We start from the raw sequence: 16,838 nt of genomic DNA on the forward strand, positions 1-16,838 counted from the left end.
AGGAACGCTTCGTGGATGTCGTCGCGTCTCTCCCCGGGTTCCCGGGGCAGATGTTCCCAGGCGATCCCGGTGTGCAGCACCAACAAGATGCCCTGGAACACCAAGCGGTCCGGATGTGGTCTTGGTGATCCCTGGTTTCACTAACAGTTCGAGGAGACCAAGCGAAGGGGTATGCCCGCCGGGGGAGCCTGCGGTCGTGGAGCGGTCATCCAGTGTGTCGGCTGGAGGAGGTACGCGCAGCAGCCCGGTCACGGCTTCGACAGCTTCCGATCCTGGCAGCCGACCGCTGCCTCCACCACCGCCTCTCCGCCCGGGTCCGGCTGCCCGGCGCAGGGCGGCGGGATCCGGGCCATGTCCGGACAGGGGGCCCGCCGAGGCGGACTGTCACCGGATGTGCCCACTCCCGTACAGTCCGTGGTGCCGACGCTCCGTCACGGCCAAGCCCAGCGGTTGACCAGGAGAGGAAACATGGACACCGAAGCCAGTCTCGACTCCCTTCCGTACGTTCCCGGAACGGGGCGGCCGGTCCCCGAAGCCGAGCCTGGACTTGTGGACCGGTGGCGCTCGGGTGGAGGCGAACTGGTCGAGCTGCTGTCCCAGGTGCGCGAGCGGTTCGGCGGCATCGCCGCGTTCCGACTCGGGCCGGCACCCACCGTTCTCGTCACCGACCCGCAGGCGGTCCAGCACGTACTCGCCCGGTACCCGGAGCGGTACGTCAAGCGCTCCCACCGCGCCCGTGTGCTGATCGGCGACGGTGTCCTCGCCGCCACCGGTGCTGCATGGAAGCGGCAACGCCGCTTGTTGCAGTCCCAGTTCACCGGTACCGGGATGCGCCGCTACGAACAGCGGATCACCGAGGCTGCCCGGACCACCGCCGAGCGCTGGGGCGAGTACGCCCGTACCGGGCAGACCCTCGATGTCGGGCGGGAGATGCGCCGCTTCGCCCTGGACGCCATCTGGCGCTCTCTTACCGGGCACCCCCTCGATGACGGGACCGAGCGCGAACTGGCCGCCGTGGGAGCCGTGGCAGCCGCCCTTCCGACTCTGCCCGCTGATGTCACCGACGCCCAGGACGCCGTTGCCGCCGATCTCGCCCGGATCGACGCGGTCGCCCGGCACGTCATCGAGGCCGCCCGCAGCGGGGCGGCCGGCCCCGACGGCCCGGGCCTGCTGCACGTCCTGATCGACGCCGCCACCGAGCGCCCCGAGTACACCGACCGGCTGATCCGCGACGAGCTGGTCACGTTGCTCGTGGCCGGGCACGAGACCACCGCCACCACCCTGACCTGGCTCTACCTGCTCCTCGACCGGTACCCCGCCGCCCGCGAACAAGCTCTCGCCGTCGGCGGCGAAGGATCGGTGCAACGCCGCCAGGCCATCCAGGCTCTGGTCCACGAGACGCTCCGGCTCTACCCGTCCGCCTGGATCCTGCCCCGCCACGCCACCGAGGACGACACGCTTGCCGGCTACGCCGTCGAGGCGGGCACCGACATCCTGGTCTGCCCGTACCTCACGCACCGCGATCCCGAACTGTGGCCAGACCCAGAGCACTTCGCCCCCCGGCGCTTCATCACCCCGGACGGCCGACCTTCCCACCCGGGCGCCTACTTCCCCTTCGGCATCGGCCCCCGTGCCTGCCTCGGTCTGCAATTCGCGCTCCGCGAATCGACCGTCCTGCTCGAACATCTGCTGCCGGTCCACACCCTGGCCTTCTCCTCCACCCCCACGAAGGCGGTCTACGGCATCACCGTCCGCCCCGACGGCCCCGCCCACGCAACCTTGGTACCGCCGCTCACCTGAAGCGGGCCATCCTGGGAACGGTCCGGAGGACAGACAGCGCATACTCAGAAGAGATCGGGAGAGCCCGGCGAGGCATCGATTCCAGCGAACGTCTCGGCCGCCGAAGGTGGGTCATCGAGCGGACGATGTCGTGGCTGACCGGCTACCACCGACTCAACCACCGCTACTGCCGTGACCGGCACGTCGCCTGCCAGGGTTGCGATTTTCCTGGCCGCCGCCGTCGTCAGACGTTCTGTCACACGCTTCAGTCGGCCATTTCTGCCCATGCAGCGTGCAGTCGACCTACAAGATCGTCGATACGGGTGGCAAGGAGGGCGAACGGCACTCGGATGTGGTCGTCGTGGTCGCCGCTCGGGTCGGTTGCGGAGCCGGGGACCACTTCGATGCCGTGCCGGAGTGCTATTTGGGCGAAGACCCCGGCATTGGTGGCGTCGGGGAGGCGGGCCCACAATGCCGAACCACCTGTGGGCGTCTGCCAGGTCCAGCCCGGCAGCCGGTCGGCGAGCAGCCTCTCGAGGCGGGTGAGGCCGGCCAGCAGACCAGAGGCCCTGGTGCGCTTGATGTCGATAAGGCGTGGCAGTAGACGGGTCGCGAGCGCCTGGTCGAGCACCGGCGTCCCCATGTCCGCATGTGCCTTGAGGCGAGCGAGCCGCTCCACCGTGTCGGCCGGACCGCGCAGCCAGCCGATGCGCAGACCGCCCCAGACCGCCTTGGACAGGGAACCGATGGTGAGAACCTCGGCGTCGGGAGTGGAGAACGCAGCGACGGGCGGGGGCTCTGGTACGTCGGTGAGACGGGTGTCGTAGGCGAAGTCTTCAATGACCGGGACCCGGTGCCGGTAGGCCAGTTCGGCGATACGGCGGCGTCGGGCGGTGGACATGAGGGTGCCGGTGGGATTGTGGAAGGTTGGGGTGACACACAGCAGTGCGGCCCCGGGGAGTGCCCCGGTCAGCCCGTCGACGCGGATGCCCTCCTCGTCGAGCGCTACCCGGCGGGGCCGGGCACCCGCCGCCAGAAGGACGTCCAGGCAACCGGGCCAGCTCGGGGTCTCGACGACGACAGGTGAGGCTCTCCGTACATACAACTGAGCAGTCAGGGACAGCGCCTGAGTAGCGCCCGTGGTGATCAAGATCTGCTCGGGCGTAGTAGGGAGACCTAGCCCGGTGTAATGGCTGGCGACTGCCTCGCGCAGAGCCGGCAGCCCGCTCGGGTGGTAGCCGGTCTCGGTAAGGAGGGTGTCAAGGTCGTCCCTCATCACATCGTCGAGCGCCTCGCGGAGTTGAGGCACGGCACCCGGCGAGGCCACGGCAAGTGAAATCATGTCGCCGGGACCGTCTACCAGCCGCTGCACGAGAGCCGTCGCACCACCGCCCGGCACCCGACCGTTGGCACTCCGCGCAGGCCCGGTCCCAGGAGTGACCCGGGTCCCACTCCCTCGCAGGCTGTCCACGGTTCCCACGCCGCGCAGTTGGTCGTAGGCGGCGACCACGGTGGCTCGGCTGACCGTGCTTGAGATGCAATCACGGCGCCTGTGTCCCTCGTTGTGGTTGACGCAGGTGTGGTGTGCGCGGCTTGTCGGGAGGGGCGTACCCGACCCGACCGGGCACAGGATGTCGGGTCCGGCAGGCTGGGTCCTTCCTAACGTGGTTGATCGAAAGGGAAGGAGGCCGGGGTGCTGGAGCGGCTGAACCAGGCCATGGAGCACATCGAGTGCCGCCTTAATCAGCGGATCGAGGTGGCCGACCTGGCGCGGATCGCGGTGACGTCGGAGTACCACTTCCGGCGGATGTTCTCCGCGCTGGCGGGGATTCCGCTGTCGGAGTACGTCCGGCGCAGGCGGCTCACGGTTGCGGGTGCCGAGGTGCTGGCCGGCAATCGGACGCTGCTGGAGGTCGCGGTGCGTTACGGCTACACCTCGGGTGAGGCGTTCGCGCGTGCGTTCCGCGCCATGCACGGCGTCGGTCCCGGCGAGGCCAGGCGGGTCGGTGCGAGTCTGCAGTCCCAGCCACGGATGTCCTTCCGCCTCATCGTCGAAGGGAGTAGCAGCATGCGATACCGCGTTGTGGAGAAGGACGAGTTCCGTGTGGTGGGCAAGAAGGTACGCGTCCCCCTCGTGCACGAGGGGGTGAACCCGGCCATCGCCGCTTTCATCCGGGGCATCGGCCAGGAGACGCTGCAGCGCATTCAGCGTCTGTCCGATCAGGAGCCGGAGGGGATCGTAGGGGTGAGTGAGAACCTCGACCCGAGCCGGGCGGAGGGAACCGAACTCGACTACTGCCACGGGGTGGTGACCCGCGCCGCCGTGCCCGAGGACATGGACGCGCTCACCGTCCCGGCCGGGACGTGGGCCGTTTTCGAGAGCTCCGGGCCGTTTCCGCAGGCGCTCCAGTACCTGTGGCGGGATGTGTTCACGCAGTGGTTCCCGTCCAATCCCTACCGGAGCCGGCCGGGACCCGAGATCCTGCGGACCCGGCTTTCGCAGGACGCGGCACAGGCGGACGCGGAACTCTGGATCCCCGTGGAGCGGACAGCAGTCTGAGCAGTAGCGCGCGGCGGCCCCAGGTCGCCGCGCGCTGGAGACGTTGATCAAAATCGTGGAACGATCTCGGGATAACTCCCGGCGATCTGACGGACGAACAATGGGCGCTGCTACAGCCGCTGTTGCCGCAGACGGCGAGGATGGGCCGGCCGCCGAGGGACCGACGGCAGGTCTTCGACGAGACCTGGCGGCGGGCGCGAACCGGCTCACCATGGCGGGATGTGCCCGAGCGGTACGGACCCTGGCAGACCGCGTACACGATGTTCCGGCGTTGGCAGATCGATGGCACCTGAGGCACGGTCTTGAAGAACCTCCAGGTCAAAGCTGATGCGGCCGGGCACATCGAGTGGGAGGTCTCGGTCGACTCCACCATCTGCCGGGCCCATCAGCACTCTGCTGGGGCCCGCAAACTGGGACTGCTGAGCCGGGCCGGACGCCTCTTGACGGGCTGGCGACCGAGCCGGACCATCACGCGATTGGGCTCTCCCCCGGCGGCCTGACCACCAAGCTCCGCCTCGTCGTGGTCGCCTCCTTCCAGGTCGTGGCCACCGTGGTCACCGCCGGACAGCGAGCAGACGCCCCCTTGTTCGCCTGTTCGCCGAGTTCATGGAACGCATCCGTGTTCCCAGGATGGGCGGCGGACGCCCCCGCGTCCGCCCGGGCCATGTCCTTGCCGACCGTGCGTACTCCTCCTGGAAGATCCGCGCGACAGGCACAGGCACAAAGTCGAGTGCTGGATCGGTCTCTTGAAGCAGGCCCGAGCCGTCGCGACTCGGTACGACAGACCCTGCGGCCAACGGGCAGGCGGGGACTTTGCGTCTGGCAGCGCTCGCTCCGCTGTGGTTCCGAGCCGCTTACCCATTGCCCGTTTCTGTCAACACCTTCGTCCAAGTCACGGTCTTTCCAGCGATATGGATGGTGGCCGCGACAACGATCGTGCCACCCAGCAGGACGAGCGGACTCCAGTTGGATGGATCGTAGCCACAGAGTCGCGCAATGGCGTGCTCGGGAGAGACAGCACCCCGATCAGAAAGCCGGCCGACGCCGCGAGCACCTCGGCCCAGGGAAATCGGAAGGGGGCAGAGGCGTTCGCTTCCTTCTGCTTGCGGTAGCTGAGCCCGATCGCCAGGGCGATGGTGAGGACGAAGAGTCCTAGGAGCCACCACCAGCGCGCCCCGAAGCCGGCCTGGCACACCAGGCCGCCGGTCGGCGCCTTGGGCTCCCCGAGAGCCGTCTCGACTGCGACGTAGAAGATCAGCGTCTCGGTCGGGATGAGGGTAACGAGCTGGGCCAGCGCGGAGGCCCCGCCGCTGGGTGGTGCGGCGGCATGACCCGCCTGCTTGCCCGCCTCGATCGCCGTTGTTGCATCCGCGACCGCCGCGACCGCATCCACGGCGGCTGTTGCCGCGCTTCCACCACGACGGGGGCCGTGGACCGCTCCAAGAGCCATCGCTCAGCTGTGGCTCATCTCAAGCTATGCGCCGCATTGGCCGCTACCGGCATGACCGTGCCGCTGAGCCCCCCGGATGGCTGTCCCGCCGACGTCGTCTGCGCTGGGCACGGTATGTGTCACCCCAAGGCACGTGGCGAGACAGCTTTTGCCGCTCGTTGTCATCGTGCGTGCGGGTGTCGGCGTACACCCGCACGTGCACCGGTCGGTCCGAATCAAAGCGCACAACCGGGCGCCGACGCGAACCGAATGACCGCCGATCGCTGGGGCTTCATCTCCAACAACTACTCCGGGACGCCACGCAGGACCTCCGCGCCCTGCGCGGCGTACCGGTGCTGCTGACCCTCGCAGGCCATGACTTCTACGTGGACACCGCCGACACGGAGCGCATCTACCGCAAGGTGCTGGACGCAGGCGGTGCATTGACGGTCAAGCGTCACCCGGATGCGGCCCATTCATTGCTCAAGCAGTCCATCGAGCAGTCGGACCTCAAGACCACGCTCACCGCGCTCTTCTCTCCCCCCGCTCGCTCTTCGCGGACGGATTCCTGGACGGCCAACGACAGTTCCTCAAGGATCTCGGCCGAGGCAGCCGTGCCACTCCATGGCACTCCCGCGTCAGAGGAACAATGACCGCCATGCATCACGGTCACTGCCCGCGCGCGCTCCCCCCGGCTCCGGGTCGGGCCAAATCGCGCTTCGTCACGTCGTGCAAGAGGTGTTCCAGGGTGGGGAGGTCGTTGAGGGAGCCATTGCCGTCCGGCAGGACGAGCCATCGCAGGCGTCCGCGTGTCGGCCGTGGCCATGGGGTGGCGATCCAGGTGCCCTTGCCGGCGCAGCGGATACCGGAGGCGAGCCAGCAGGTGGTGGCGCCGGGAGGTACGAAGAAGCCTGTAAGCCTGGCGCAGGTGTCGAACAGGACCGGGCCGGGCCGTAGTCGACAGGCGCTTTTGCCCCGCAGGATGGCAAAGCCAAGGCGCTCGGGCATGATCACGACATCCCACCGGCGGCCGGCCGGCAGCAGGGTGACATCTGGCTCGTGACGCCGCCACTCTCTGGCGCAGGCGACTGGATCCAGCGCCGCGTCGGCGAGCCATTCCATCGCACGCGTGGTGTTGCCCATACGGACCACCCCTGCATACCAGGCCGGACAGAGCGAGCAGTTATGCCCCGACCAGCAGCCATCACTGTTGGTCACATGTTGTCACCAGTTGTGACGGGTGGCGCAAGGGTGGCTCATCAAAAATTTTCACCGGAATACCGCCGGTGCGAGCAGGGCCGGACCGTGACAATGAAACGGTGGCGCCGCCCTTTCAGCCACGGTGGCGTCTCATGGATACAGCAGACCGATCTACGAGATGCGCGCTGAGTCCACCGTCGGCAAAGCTCAACTGATCTGGCATGTCATCAGCAATGAGGCGACCGACGACACTCTGTGCGGACGCCCTGTGACACTGTCCTCCCCCGCCGCGCCGCTTCCCCAGAACGAGGCAACCGCGGAACGCTGCTGCTCTTCCTGCATGACCGTCTTCAGCTCGGTCCAAGGCCAAGCCCTCTCCAGCGGCAGCTGCTGGCGAGCCGACGGCTGACATCGTCAACAATCGCTACCCAGGCAGCGTGGCCGGCACTCGCGTGCCCGCGGCTTCGGACGGCGTCGTCTGACTGCGCAGGCCCAGCAGCAACTGCCCGATCTCGCTCTCGCCGCGCTGTGGTTGCCCGCGCCAACGGCGCGGTGCCGACTGTCCTCCCCTGCCCAGCCGCTGACTCATTTCGGCGTCCAGGCCAACGGCGCTGCAGTTGACCGAGCCAGGCATCCAGTGAACTCAACGGGGACCGCCAGTGAGAAGTCCCAGCTCACCCGGCGAGAATCAGCACGCCGAGGTGCTCGATGACGTACTCACGCACGTCATCGGCAACTCGTCGGCGTCCCATTCGCAGCTGTTCAGCAGCTGCTGGATTCGGTCGGGCATCCGTCCCCGGTCTCCTCCGGCAACGCTAGGCCTTTCTTCTGTCCCAGTGGCCATGGTCGTGCAGTACTAGCCGGGCCTGCCGCAGTACCAGTCGCCCGCCGAGGTGCAGACCGTCACCTGGATGCGGCGTACGTCGTACGGTGTGGTGGGGAGAGCGAGATGCCGGCCGTCGTGCCGTTCGCCGCGCGTCCACCGGCCTGGCGGTTGATGGTCGTCCAGGCGCCGTGGTGGTACTCCTGCCAGGTCACGTAGACATATGACGTCGACGCATTGCTGGAGTAGTCGGTCACTGAGCCGCTGACGCTGAAGCCGTTGTTGTTCTCGTCGATGTAGCCGCTGCCGGGGGCGAAACTGTTGCTCGCCGACCAGCCGCCGTCGGCCGCCTTCGCCTCCGCTTGAGCGGTCGCTGCCATCACCGCCAGCACCGCCAGTGCCCCGCAGCCCGTCGTAGGGCCGGTTCTGCCACCCGCAGGTGATCCATTCATCGAGCAGGTCCTGCAGCCGCAGCAACCGTCACACCTGGAGGCTGGCCCGGGCGGGCGGAACCGTCGAGCCCGTGTCCTTCTCGTTGACCAACTAGGCCGTGTCTCTTCGATCATCAGCTGCCTTCCCGAATCCCCAAACCCGCACCACGTCGGCCGGTCGGAAACCGGGTGCGGACTGTCGGTGCGGTGCTGTGTGATCGGGCGTATGGCGATTGTGTTGGGCAAGCCGGGAGTCGACGGGCTGAGCGAGGTTGTGGGCGTGCTGCGGGAGTGGCAGTACGACGGGGCGCCGATGCAACTGCATCCGGGGGACCTGGGCTGGTTCTGGCGGTTAGGTGCGGAGGCGACCGCCGCGGCGGTCAGGACGTGGAGCCGGGACGGACAGATTCTCGCCGTCGGGCTGCTGGACGGTCCCGGGCTGTTGCGGCTGACGATCGCGCCAGACGCTCGGCAGGACGAGGAACTGGCGCAGCAGTTGGTTGAGGACGTGACCGAGCCGGAGCGCACGGTGCTGCCCGAGGGGAAGGTGAACATCGAGGCGCCGATGGGTGCACTGGTCCAAGGTCTGCTGTTCGAGGACGGCTGGAACGCCGACGAGCCGTGGACGCCGCTGCGCCGCGACCTCACGGAGCCGGTGAAGGACCCAGGCGTGCGGATCGAGGTGGTCGGGCCGGAGCAGGCGCACGTGTTTGCCGCCGTACATCGGGCAGCGTTCGACGGGTCGGGGTTCACGGACGAGCGTTGGCACGCGATGGCTGCCGGATTGCCGTACGCCGACGCCCGGTGTCTGGTCGCGTACGACGACCGGGGCAACGCGGTGGCGGCGGTGACGGTGTGGTCGGCTGGTCCGGGTAGGCCCGGGTTGCTCGAACCGATGGGCGTGCACCGGGAACATCGCCGTCACGGCTACGGCGAGGCGATCACCGTCGCCGCGGCGGCCGCACTCCAGGAGCTGGGCTCGTCGAGCGCGATCGTCTGCACCCCGAGCTCCAATGTCGGCGCCGTCGCCACCTACAAGTCAGCCGGCTTCCAGCAACGCCCCGAGGTCCGGGACCAATACCGGGACGCCTAGGGCGTGTCTCAAAGTCAGCTGCCCTACTGCGCGACCTACGGCTCTCGCCCGGCGGCCAGGCGAGGGACTGAAATCGCCTCGCCCCTGCTCGCCTCGCCCGGTACGGTCGCGAGAGTGTTCTCACTGCAGGGAGCCCATGAGATTCGCGCGCGGCCACCCCGGCAGTTCCCACGCTGAGAGTAGGTTTCATCAATGGCATGCCGTATCAGTGAGCTCGTGCTCAAGTGCCACGACCCCGAGGTGCTGGCGCGGTTCTGGTGCGAGGTCCTGGACTTCATAGTGCTCGATCGCGAGGAGGAGGGCTGCATCGAGATAGGGCCGCGCGAAGGGTTCGGCGGCCCGCAGCCGACGATCTTCCTCATCCGCAACGACGAACCGAAGAACGGGCATGTTCGGCTGCACATCGACGTCAACGCCACCGACCGCGATCAGGACGCCGAGCTCGAACGCCTCCTGGCTGCCGGGGCCGAACTCGTCGACATCGGTCAGCCCGGGGAGGCGTCCTGGCACGTCCTCACCGATCCCGAAGGCAACGAGTTCTGCCTGCTCAAGGCCCGCCTCGACCCACTCTGACGGCCCTCGTCGGCAACGAGGGCCGCGCCCGGGGGGGGGAGGGTGTATAGGCGACGTGCCCGGTCGGCAGTAGCAAGAGAAGCGCTGTCCGATCCCGATGATCGCGAACACGTCGATCATCTCGGCGTCGTTATCGGCCCGGAACGAGAGCAGCCCCCGGCCACCACCGAACGTCGCCTCCCGGAGGGTCGGGTCGTCGCCCGGCGCTGCGATGTAGGCGTCCCACGGTGCGTCGGCAGGCCTTGTCTCCTCGATCATGACCGGAAGCAACGACCTTGAACAGTGGAAGGCCCAGCGGGGACTCAGCTATGGGAGCAGGATGCCTGGATGTCGCACCCCGAACCTCCCCTCGACCGGGGCCTGAAGGTCCGGGCGGGCGGCTACTGCTCAGCTCGCCGAGGTCAGCGAAATGAGTCGATGTTCTCACTCACCCAGTCGTCGTAGGTGCGCAGTGGGCGGCCGATGATGTCCTGCACGGACGGCCGCTGGTCGAGCGTCCATTGAACGAGTTCGGCGAATCGGGCGCCGTACTCCTCAAGGGCGTACAGAGTCACGTCAATCGCACCGTCGGGCCAGCCAAGACGTTGCCAGATCGCCCGGCTCTCGTCCGGCGCCAGGTCGATCGTATCGAGGTCGCGGCCGAGAGCGGCGGCGATGCTCAGTATCCGTGAACGTGTGCTCAGCGGCGGGCCCACCGCCTCGATGACCGTCCCGGTGTAGTCATCGCTGATCAGGGCCGCGGTCGCTACGGCGGCGAGGTCTTCCTCATGGATGAAGGGGTAGTGGCCCTGGTTGAGGAAAGCCTCCCGGACCACCCCGTCGGCGCGTACGGTGTCGGGCCAGTCTGACCCTGTCGCCGGGTAGGTGCCCTCGATGGCGGCACCCATCACAGCCGACGGCCGGATGTGCGTCCAGGCGATGCCCGAACACTCCACCGCCTGCTCGATCGCCAGCCAGAACCAGGTCTCCGGCGGATTCGCCTGCTCGTACTCCGGCCCGTGAGACGACAACAGGACGATCTTCCTGGCGGCGGCGTCCCGCGCCAGAGTCAGGGCGTCCTGGACCGTCGACGGATGAGCGCCGGCGAGGAACACGGCCTCGACACCATCGAAAGCTCGGGCACATTCCAGTGGCCGGGTGATGGAGCCTTCGACGACGTCGACCGCCTCAGGCCAGCCACCGCACTGGTCCGGCTCGGCCATCACCCGCACATGCCGCCCCATGGCGAACAGTTGTCGTGCCAAGCACCGGCCGACGATCCCGGTCGGGCTGTTGCCTTCATCCTTACGCGGGCTGACGATGGTCAGCAGGCAGACACCTTCGCTTTTCGGTGCCTTCTCATTCTGCTCGAACCTGATCACGGCAAGACCTTTCAACGCGTGAGCGGAGATCTTGCACCTGGCCCAGACACGCACCGGACGGCCTCTGCCGTTCCCCACGGCCGCAGGACCAAGGCTGCGGATCGAGATCGGGGATTTTACCAGAATGATCAGCGGGTGAGGTCGCCGGCGCAACTGCTGGCCGGCCCGGACATGCGAGATGCCGCTGAACAGGGCTAACGCTCGCTTGCCGTGCCCGTTCCCCGACGGTGCGGCTCCTTTTGAGGGCTGTGATCACCGTGAGGGTAGTCATGTGCCCAGATCTGTATGACCAGTTGGCGTCCTCTGTTGACCTTGCTGACCGGCGGCTCATTCGTGAGGTGATACCCCGCAGAGCACGCGACCGCGACGCTGACGCTGTTCTCCGCCGCGATACTCAGCGTCACCCGGGGTATTTGAGCGGTGTGGTGAGCGTAGTCGGTCATCACCTTCAAGGCACGGGATCCCAGACGCTGACCGCGGTGGATGGCTCCGACGGTATAACCGAGGCTTGCGGTGCGGTCATTGGCATCCTTGCGGAAGAGGAGGACCTCACCCAACGGCAGGTGACCGTCCGTGGTGATAGCCAGTTGGATACACAAATCGTCGGCGCGCCACCCCGCAGCCGGCGTGCGAAGCGCCGGACGGGCGAGCGGCGGGAGAGCATTGCGAGCTGAGGACAGCGCACGAGCCGGCGACCTGAACTACAACGCCGTCCCCGTCTGATCGGCCCAGCGGCGGTGGACTGTTCCGCGTCGGCCGGACGCAAACCAGTGATGGAGATGTGGTGATTGGCATCGGGCACGTTGAAGGAGTAGGAGTCGTGGGTGCCCCTGCCGAGGCGGAAGAGTCCGCGACCGCCACGTCGTTCTCGCCGTTGACGAACATGAGCGAGCTGCCGTGGTGGCGAACCCAGCGGTCGATGTCAGCCATCGCAGCAGGCTGGAAGCGTAGGGGGATGTCCCGCGGTACGTAGGAGCGGATCTCCTGGATGCCTGGATGGCGCAGTAGTCCGTCCAGGTGCGGGGTGGAGAGTTGTGCGTACCCGAGTTGGGTGCCCAGCTGGTAGAAGTACGGTGAGAAGCCTTCGAGCGTCTGGTCGGTGTAGACGGGAAGCTGGGGCACCTGGGCGGCCCATGCGTAGAGGGTGTCGTCTGTCGCTGCGGCTGTGGGTATGGATGCGCAGCCACCCGAGGGCTGGTGCAGTATGGCGAGTTCGAACGCACGGTCCACGCTGCCGATGGTCTGGAAGGTGTTCTTCTCTTCCTCTGCCCATCGTCCGTACCGCTCCGTCATGGCCTCGCGGCGTATCAGCGCCTGACGCTGAACGGACTTGATGGCAGCGCGGCACTCGGGGGAGCCGATCGCCTCAAGGCGGGCGTCGTATGCGCTGTCGTCCCGGTCGTCCGTGTTGTTGGGGGCGGAGTATGCGACCGTGCCGGCCACGTCTTTCGGATAGAAACGGCGGTGATAGACAGCCGTCATCCCGCCCTTGCTGCCTCCGGTGGATATCCACGCGCCGGGGTAAAGCTTCTTGAGCGCGGTGATGAGGCGGTGATGGTCACTCGCCGCCTGCCAGATGGTGAGCTAGGACCAGTCCGGTTCCTCGGGCCGTCCCGAAGAACCGCTGCTCGGTGGTGATCTGATTGGCGTCCAGCAACTCGGACGGCTCGGCCAGGCGGTGCGGTGACGATCCAAGGCCGTAGCCGCTGGAGTAGAGCACCATCGGGCGTTGGACCGACTTGTGCACCAGCGTCAGCCTCTGGTCGAAAGAACCTGATCGGGATGACGGTGGTCGGTGGGCTGGCGGTAGGAGAGGTCGAGGACGGTCTGCCCTGGGGCGGAGGGCCGTTCGCCGAGCAGGTGCATTCCGGGTCCTCTCAGAGGACCTGACGGCCGCCGGCACGGTCCCCACGGTGGCCAAGGGCACGAGAACATGCTCAGCGAAGGCGAAGGGATTCGTGCTGGACCGCTGGCGGCCCACGAGTTCGGGTCGACTCCGTTCCACCGGGTGATCGGCTACCACTACGGCGAGCTGCGCCGCGCAAACAAGGACACCCGCATCCAGCGCCAGCGCAACCTTGAGGCCGGGCGAAGCGTCTGCGACCCGTACTACCCGCTGATCGAAGAGCGCCTGGTACGCGCCCAAGTGGAGGCATACGTCGTCGGCCACTGCGGGGAGCCGATCAAGAAGTCGTACTGCGACATCTGTGACGGATCCTGTGAGCCATCGCCGCATTTCAGAGGCACACCCGCGCTGTTCTGCCAGCGGTGAACACCGGCCCGACCGGGCTCGACGATCCCTACAGTCGAGTCTCATGACGACGGTTACAACGCGCACGGTCGAGTACCCGGCCGACGGCCTGACGATGATCGGGCACCTCGCGCTCCCGGCCGGTGTCGACCGCCGGCCCGCGGTCCTGGTCGGGCCCGACGGGCCGGGGCTGAACGACTTCCAGCGCCGCCGGGCCGACACCCTGGCTGAGCTGGGGTACGTGGCGCTGGCCTTCGACATCCACGGCGGGCGCTGGTTCACCGACCCCGAGGAGATGCTGGCGCGTTGCACCCCGCTGCTCGCCGACCCCGACCGGATGCGGGGCATCGGCCACGCGGCGCTCGACGTGTTGCGCGCCGAACCGCGGACCGACCCCGACAAGATCGCCGCCGTCGGCTACGGCACCGGGGGCGCAATCGTGCTGGAACTCGGGCGCGACGGCGTCAACCTGCGCGCGATCGGGACAGTCAACGCACTGACCACGGGCCGACCGGGCGAGGCGGCGCGCATTCGCTGCCCGGTGTGGGCCGGGGTCGGGTCGCAAGACCCGATCATGCCGCCCGCGCAACGGGACGCGTTCACCGCCGAAATGCAGGCCGCTGGCGTCGACTGGCGCCTCACGGTCTACGGCGGCGCCCTGCACGCCTTCCACCACCCGCCGGTCGACCAGACCGTGCTCCCCGGCATCGGCTACCACCCACAACACGCGCAGCGAGCCTGGCGCGACGTCGTCGACCTGCTCGCCGAGTGCCTGCCCGTAACGGAGTGATCTGGTCGGCAACCACGGGTTCCGGGCCGCGAACCAGGCAGGTCGACCGCCACCGGCCTCCGGATTGCGGGACATCACCGCAGCTCAGAGAAACTGTGACGAGGTGCTCTTCGAGGGCGTTCCCACTCGGCGGCGGGAACCGGCTCCGCCCGATACCCCGCCCAGTGCCCTGGCTCGTCCTCTGCCATCACGTTCCCCAGCCGCGGCGGCGCCCCTTGGTGCGTCGTTTGCCTGGCAGATGTCCGGCAGGGACAGCAGAAGCCGGCCCCCGGCCATCGATGCGGCCGTCCGCACTCAGGTGGATCTTGCTGGTGAAACCGCCGTGCGAGCGGCCCAGGCCCTCGCCTTCAGCGCACGGGTCCTCGCGCAGCGGCACACGCGGACTCGGGGCCCTCCGTGAACCGGCCGGCGTCCCGCCTGGACCGGCCCGGGAACCGTTCCCCCGGATCCTGCGTGACCTCTTGACGTGTTGTCGGCTGATGGTGAGGGGACGGAATGAGAGCGCGGACGATGGTGAGCGTGGCGGTATCGGCCTGTGTGGCGCTGGTGGCGTGCGCGTGCGGTCCGGACAAAGCGAAGGAGGACACGGACGCGAAGCCTTCGCAACCGTCCGCGTCCACGCGGGCCGAAGAGCCGTCGGCCACGCCGTCCGTGTCCGCTCGGACCGAGAAGCCGTCGGCCGAGCCGACCGGCGACCAGCCCGCGCCCAGGACGAAGGAGGGCGCGATCCAGAGGTACGAGCAGTACCTCCACGCCCTGGGCCGTGAGGACATCGACACGGTCTGCGAAGTGGCCAGGCCCGCCGCGAAGAAGGCACAGGACCAGGGGCTCGGCCCGTGCACGTCGACATACGCCGCCGTGTTCCAGATGATCTCGCCCGCGCAGAAGAAGGCCCTGAAAACCGCAACGGTCGACCCACAGCGCATCGCCGTGCGCACGCCCGACAAGATCGAGATGCCGGTCGAAGCGGTCAGGGCCTCCGCCACCTTCTCCGAGAGCGACCTCGGCAGCTACACCCTGGAGTACCTCAAGAACGACTGGTACATCACCGACTGAACCCGACGCGCCGTACGCGGAGCCGCCCGACGGACGGCTCCGCGCGCACGCCACCCGGCAGCCGGTCGACCGGCGCCCGCCGACGACCTTCAACCCGCACGGTGCTGTCGGCTGTCTCCGCCCCCGTGTCCGGCCGCGCCCGGCGCGCCCCGGGCCGGCCGCCGCCGACCGCGAGGCTGGTGGTCGCCGATCGTCGTTCCCCGGACAGCCTCCTGCACAGTGAGTCTCCCGCCGAGCCCGCGCACCACAGGTGTTGCACCCGTTACGGCCGTCCTGAACCGCTTCTGAGCTGCGTGAAATTGAACCGCACGCCCACGACGCCCGGAGAACCCACTTACTCCCCTGTGCGCATCAGCAGATGACCCCCGCGAAACCGTTCCCCCTCGCGTCGCTCACGCAGCATCCGGCCGACCCCTGCGAAGCCAGCCTCACCAGCCAGCCCCGCGAAGTCGTCGACCAGCCATCAGTACGCTCTCGCCACCTCGTGGTCGAACACCGTGGTCGACTCACCTCCCGACTCGAAGAAAGCGAGCAGAAGAGTTCCGCCAGGCGCGAGTACCCGACAGAACTCGGCGAAGTACGGGGGCACGTCCTGCCGTGGGGTGTGAATGACCGAATACCAGGACACGATGCCTTGCAGCTGACCGTCGGCCAGGTCCAGGGCGTCCATGGAACCGACCTCGAATCGCAGGTCCGGGTATGTCTCGCGGGCGAGATCGATCATCACGGGCGACAGGTCGACGCCGAAGACGTCCAGCCCCAGATCCCGCAGGTGTGCAGTCACACGTCCCGGGCCGCATCCCAGCTCGGCGACGGGCCCGGAGCTAGCGGCCCCGCACAGTCTCGGCAAACGCGGCGAGCACCGCGCGATCCAGCGGAAGACCGTCGAGTGCATTGCGGGCGAGCTCGGCATAGAGAACAGCGACGGCATCGTAGGCATCAGCTGTCGCACGGTGATACGAGGAAAGTTCCGTCACAAGCGAGGACCCTAGAGCCTTCCTAACGCTGACGACTGACTATCGGACAGGCCCCACTGGCGACTACTCGAAGCGACAGTGGCGCCACATGTGTTGCACACGATGCTGTCGCTTAGACCGGCGCTGAGCTGCACAAAGTGATCCCCACTCGCCTCGCGCCACACGGTTACCCCCAGAGAACCTCTTTCCGCCTTGTGGATCTCTCTAATCCTCGCCGGGACGCAGCCTGCGCCCGGCGCGAGCCGGGCCCAACGCCGAACCGGGCCAGCCGCCCGGGACTTCCGCCGCTGGCTGTTGTCGTATGGTGCCGCCCCCCTCGACCGCCGCCATCATCTGCGCGTCCTCGATCGCGGCCTGTTCCTCTGGCGTCGCGATGGTCGCGCCCGATCTGTCGTCCGACAGCTCCCCGGACATCTCCTTCGCTACCCGTGCGCCGAGGTCCCGGACCAGCGCAGCAACTTCCGGGCTGAGGTGGGGCTCGTCGTCTGGATCCTCTAGTGCTCTGACCGCGTAGG

General features: G+C 67.9%; 18 protein-coding genes and 2 pseudogenes. 10 read left to right on the plus strand and 10 right to left on the minus strand.

Annotation, left to right across the window (positions count from 1 at the left end):
• The first annotated feature begins 468 nt into the window (after positions 1 to 468).
• Positions 469 to 1,800 (plus strand): cytochrome P450, encoded by a 1,332-nt coding sequence (locus J7I98_RS37365; RefSeq protein WP_214929522.1) that lies wholly within the window; start codon positions 469 to 471, stop codon positions 1,798 to 1,800.
• A gap of 59 nt (positions 1,801 to 1,859) precedes the next feature.
• A pseudogene (locus J7I98_RS41845) lies at positions 1,860 to 1,988 on the plus strand (transposase); the annotation flags it as partial.
• 56 nt (positions 1,989 to 2,044) lie between these two features.
• Here the strand turns inward: J7I98_RS41845 and J7I98_RS37370 are convergent.
• A complete protein-coding gene (locus tag J7I98_RS37370) occupies positions 2,045 to 3,121 on the minus strand; it encodes a PLP-dependent aminotransferase family protein (protein ID WP_214929523.1) in 1,077 nt (358 codons plus the stop codon).
• A 351-nt stretch (positions 3,122 to 3,472) separates the two neighbouring features.
• Here J7I98_RS37370 and J7I98_RS37375 point away from each other — a divergent pair, with 351 nt between their 5' ends.
• Positions 3,473 to 4,339: a GyrI-like domain-containing protein gene (locus tag J7I98_RS37375; RefSeq protein WP_214929524.1), complete on the plus strand. Its 867-nt coding sequence runs from the start codon at positions 3,473 to 3,475 to the stop codon at positions 4,337 to 4,339.
• 86 nt (positions 4,340 to 4,425) lie between these two features.
• Positions 4,426 to 4,632, plus strand: coding sequence for a transposase (locus J7I98_RS41850; protein WP_285438137.1), 207 nt, complete (start codon positions 4,426 to 4,428; stop codon positions 4,630 to 4,632).
• 599 nt (positions 4,633 to 5,231) lie between these two features.
• On the opposite strand, the gene J7I98_RS41855 is transcribed toward J7I98_RS41850, so the two are convergent.
• Complete coding sequence (locus J7I98_RS41855) at positions 5,232 to 5,789, minus strand: hypothetical protein (protein ID WP_251021754.1); 558 nt, start codon at positions 5,787 to 5,789, stop codon at positions 5,232 to 5,234.
• A 332-nt stretch (positions 5,790 to 6,121) separates the two neighbouring features.
• Here J7I98_RS41855 and J7I98_RS41860 point away from each other — a divergent pair, with 332 nt between their 5' ends.
• Positions 6,122 to 6,421, plus strand: coding sequence for a hypothetical protein (locus J7I98_RS41860; RefSeq protein ID WP_308378069.1), 300 nt, complete (start codon positions 6,122 to 6,124; stop codon positions 6,419 to 6,421).
• A 16-nt stretch (positions 6,422 to 6,437) separates the two neighbouring features.
• Here the strand turns inward: J7I98_RS41860 and J7I98_RS37390 are convergent, their stop codons facing one another.
• Positions 6,438 to 6,911, minus strand: coding sequence for a hypothetical protein (locus J7I98_RS37390; RefSeq protein WP_214929525.1), 474 nt, complete (start codon positions 6,909 to 6,911; stop codon positions 6,438 to 6,440).
• A 960-nt stretch (positions 6,912 to 7,871) separates the two neighbouring features.
• Positions 7,872 to 8,243, minus strand: a complete 372-nt coding sequence (locus tag J7I98_RS37395; RefSeq protein ID WP_214929526.1) for a hypothetical protein — start codon at positions 8,241 to 8,243, stop codon at positions 7,872 to 7,874.
• A gap of 205 nt (positions 8,244 to 8,448) precedes the next feature.
• Here J7I98_RS37395 and J7I98_RS37400 point away from each other — a divergent pair, with 205 nt between their 5' ends.
• On the plus strand, positions 8,449 to 9,315 hold the full coding sequence (locus tag J7I98_RS37400) for an N-acetyltransferase (protein ID WP_214929527.1): 867 nt from the start codon (positions 8,449 to 8,451) through the stop codon (positions 9,313 to 9,315).
• 192 nt (positions 9,316 to 9,507) lie between these two features.
• Positions 9,508 to 9,888, plus strand: coding sequence for a VOC family protein (locus J7I98_RS37405; protein ID WP_214929528.1), 381 nt, complete (start codon positions 9,508 to 9,510; stop codon positions 9,886 to 9,888).
• Between the two features lie 401 nt (positions 9,889 to 10,289).
• On the opposite strand, the gene J7I98_RS37410 is transcribed toward J7I98_RS37405, so the two are convergent.
• The 4 genes from J7I98_RS37410 to J7I98_RS42745 form a co-directional block, all read right to left on the minus strand.
• Entirely contained in the window at positions 10,290 to 11,249 is a 960-nt protein-coding gene (locus tag J7I98_RS37410; RefSeq protein WP_214929529.1) for an SDR family oxidoreductase, read from the minus strand.
• 194 nt (positions 11,250 to 11,443) lie between these two features.
• Positions 11,444 to 11,848 carry a GNAT family N-acetyltransferase gene (locus tag J7I98_RS43180; RefSeq protein ID WP_214929530.1) on the minus strand — a complete coding sequence of 135 codons (405 nt, stop codon included), beginning with the start codon at positions 11,846 to 11,848 and terminating at the stop codon, positions 11,444 to 11,446.
• Positions 11,799 to 12,827 carry a S28 family serine protease gene (locus J7I98_RS37420; RefSeq protein WP_308378071.1) on the minus strand — a complete coding sequence of 343 codons (1,029 nt, stop codon included), beginning with the start codon at positions 12,825 to 12,827 and terminating at the stop codon, positions 11,799 to 11,801. Before J7I98_RS37420 ends, J7I98_RS43180 begins: the two co-directional genes overlap by 50 nt.
• Positions 12,808 to 12,996 (minus strand): hypothetical protein, encoded by a 189-nt coding sequence (locus tag J7I98_RS42745; protein ID WP_308378070.1) that lies wholly within the window; start codon positions 12,994 to 12,996, stop codon positions 12,808 to 12,810. Before J7I98_RS42745 ends, J7I98_RS37420 begins: the two co-directional genes overlap by 20 nt.
• Before the next feature lie 186 nt (positions 12,997 to 13,182).
• On the opposite strand from J7I98_RS42745, the gene J7I98_RS37425 reads away from it, so the two are divergent.
• The 3 genes from J7I98_RS37425 (at position 13,183) to J7I98_RS37435 (ending at position 15,346) form a co-directional block, all read left to right on the plus strand.
• Positions 13,183 to 13,521, plus strand: a complete 339-nt coding sequence (locus J7I98_RS37425) for a hypothetical protein (RefSeq protein WP_214929531.1) — start codon at positions 13,183 to 13,185, stop codon at positions 13,519 to 13,521.
• A gap of 43 nt (positions 13,522 to 13,564) precedes the next feature.
• Positions 13,565 to 14,290, plus strand: coding sequence for a dienelactone hydrolase family protein (locus J7I98_RS37430; RefSeq protein WP_214929532.1), 726 nt, complete (start codon positions 13,565 to 13,567; stop codon positions 14,288 to 14,290).
• Positions 14,291 to 14,785: 495 nt separating this feature from the next.
• Positions 14,786 to 15,346, plus strand: a complete 561-nt coding sequence (locus J7I98_RS37435) for a hypothetical protein (RefSeq protein WP_214929533.1) — start codon at positions 14,786 to 14,788, stop codon at positions 15,344 to 15,346.
• 334 nt (positions 15,347 to 15,680) lie between these two features.
• On the opposite strand, the pseudogene J7I98_RS37440 reads toward J7I98_RS37435, so the two are convergent.
• Both J7I98_RS37440 and J7I98_RS37445 read right to left on the minus strand, forming a co-directional pair.
• Positions 15,681 to 16,323, minus strand: a pseudogene (locus J7I98_RS37440) (class I SAM-dependent methyltransferase).
• Positions 16,324 to 16,527: 204 nt separating this feature from the next.
• Positions 16,528 to 16,838 (minus strand): hypothetical protein (locus J7I98_RS37445; protein ID WP_214929534.1); only part of this gene is annotated, 311 nt, incomplete at its 5' end.

Origin of the sequence: Streptomyces sp. ISL-98 (assembly GCF_018614055.1) — a bacterium.
Taxonomy (GTDB): Bacteria; Actinomycetota; Actinomycetes; order Streptomycetales; family Streptomycetaceae; genus Streptomyces; species Streptomyces spiramyceticus.

Coding starts and splice junctions, on each gene's coding strand:
- J7I98_RS41855 (WP_251021754.1), bottom strand. CDS start 5,789: ATGGCTCTTGGAGCGGTCCACGGCCCCCGTCGTGGTGGAAGCGCGGCA.
- J7I98_RS37400 (WP_214929527.1), top strand. CDS start 8,449: ATGGCGATTGTGTTGGGCAAGCCGGGAGTCGACGGGCTGAGCGAGGTT.
- J7I98_RS37405 (WP_214929528.1), top strand. CDS start 9,508: ATGGCATGCCGTATCAGTGAGCTCGTGCTCAAGTGCCACGACCCCGAG.
- J7I98_RS37395 (WP_214929526.1), bottom strand. CDS start 8,243: ATGAATGGATCACCTGCGGGTGGCAGAACCGGCCCTACGACGGGCTGC.
- J7I98_RS37425 (WP_214929531.1), top strand. CDS start 13,183: ATGCTCAGCGAAGGCGAAGGGATTCGTGCTGGACCGCTGGCGGCCCAC.
- J7I98_RS37435 (WP_214929533.1), top strand. CDS start 14,786: ATGAGAGCGCGGACGATGGTGAGCGTGGCGGTATCGGCCTGTGTGGCG.
- J7I98_RS37430 (WP_214929532.1), top strand. CDS start 13,565: ATGACGACGGTTACAACGCGCACGGTCGAGTACCCGGCCGACGGCCTG.
- J7I98_RS37365 (WP_214929522.1), top strand. CDS start 469: ATGGACACCGAAGCCAGTCTCGACTCCCTTCCGTACGTTCCCGGAACG.
- J7I98_RS37370 (WP_214929523.1), bottom strand. CDS start 3,121: ATGATTTCACTTGCCGTGGCCTCGCCGGGTGCCGTGCCTCAACTCCGC.
- J7I98_RS37390 (WP_214929525.1), bottom strand. CDS start 6,911: ATGGGCAACACCACGCGTGCGATGGAATGGCTCGCCGACGCGGCGCTG.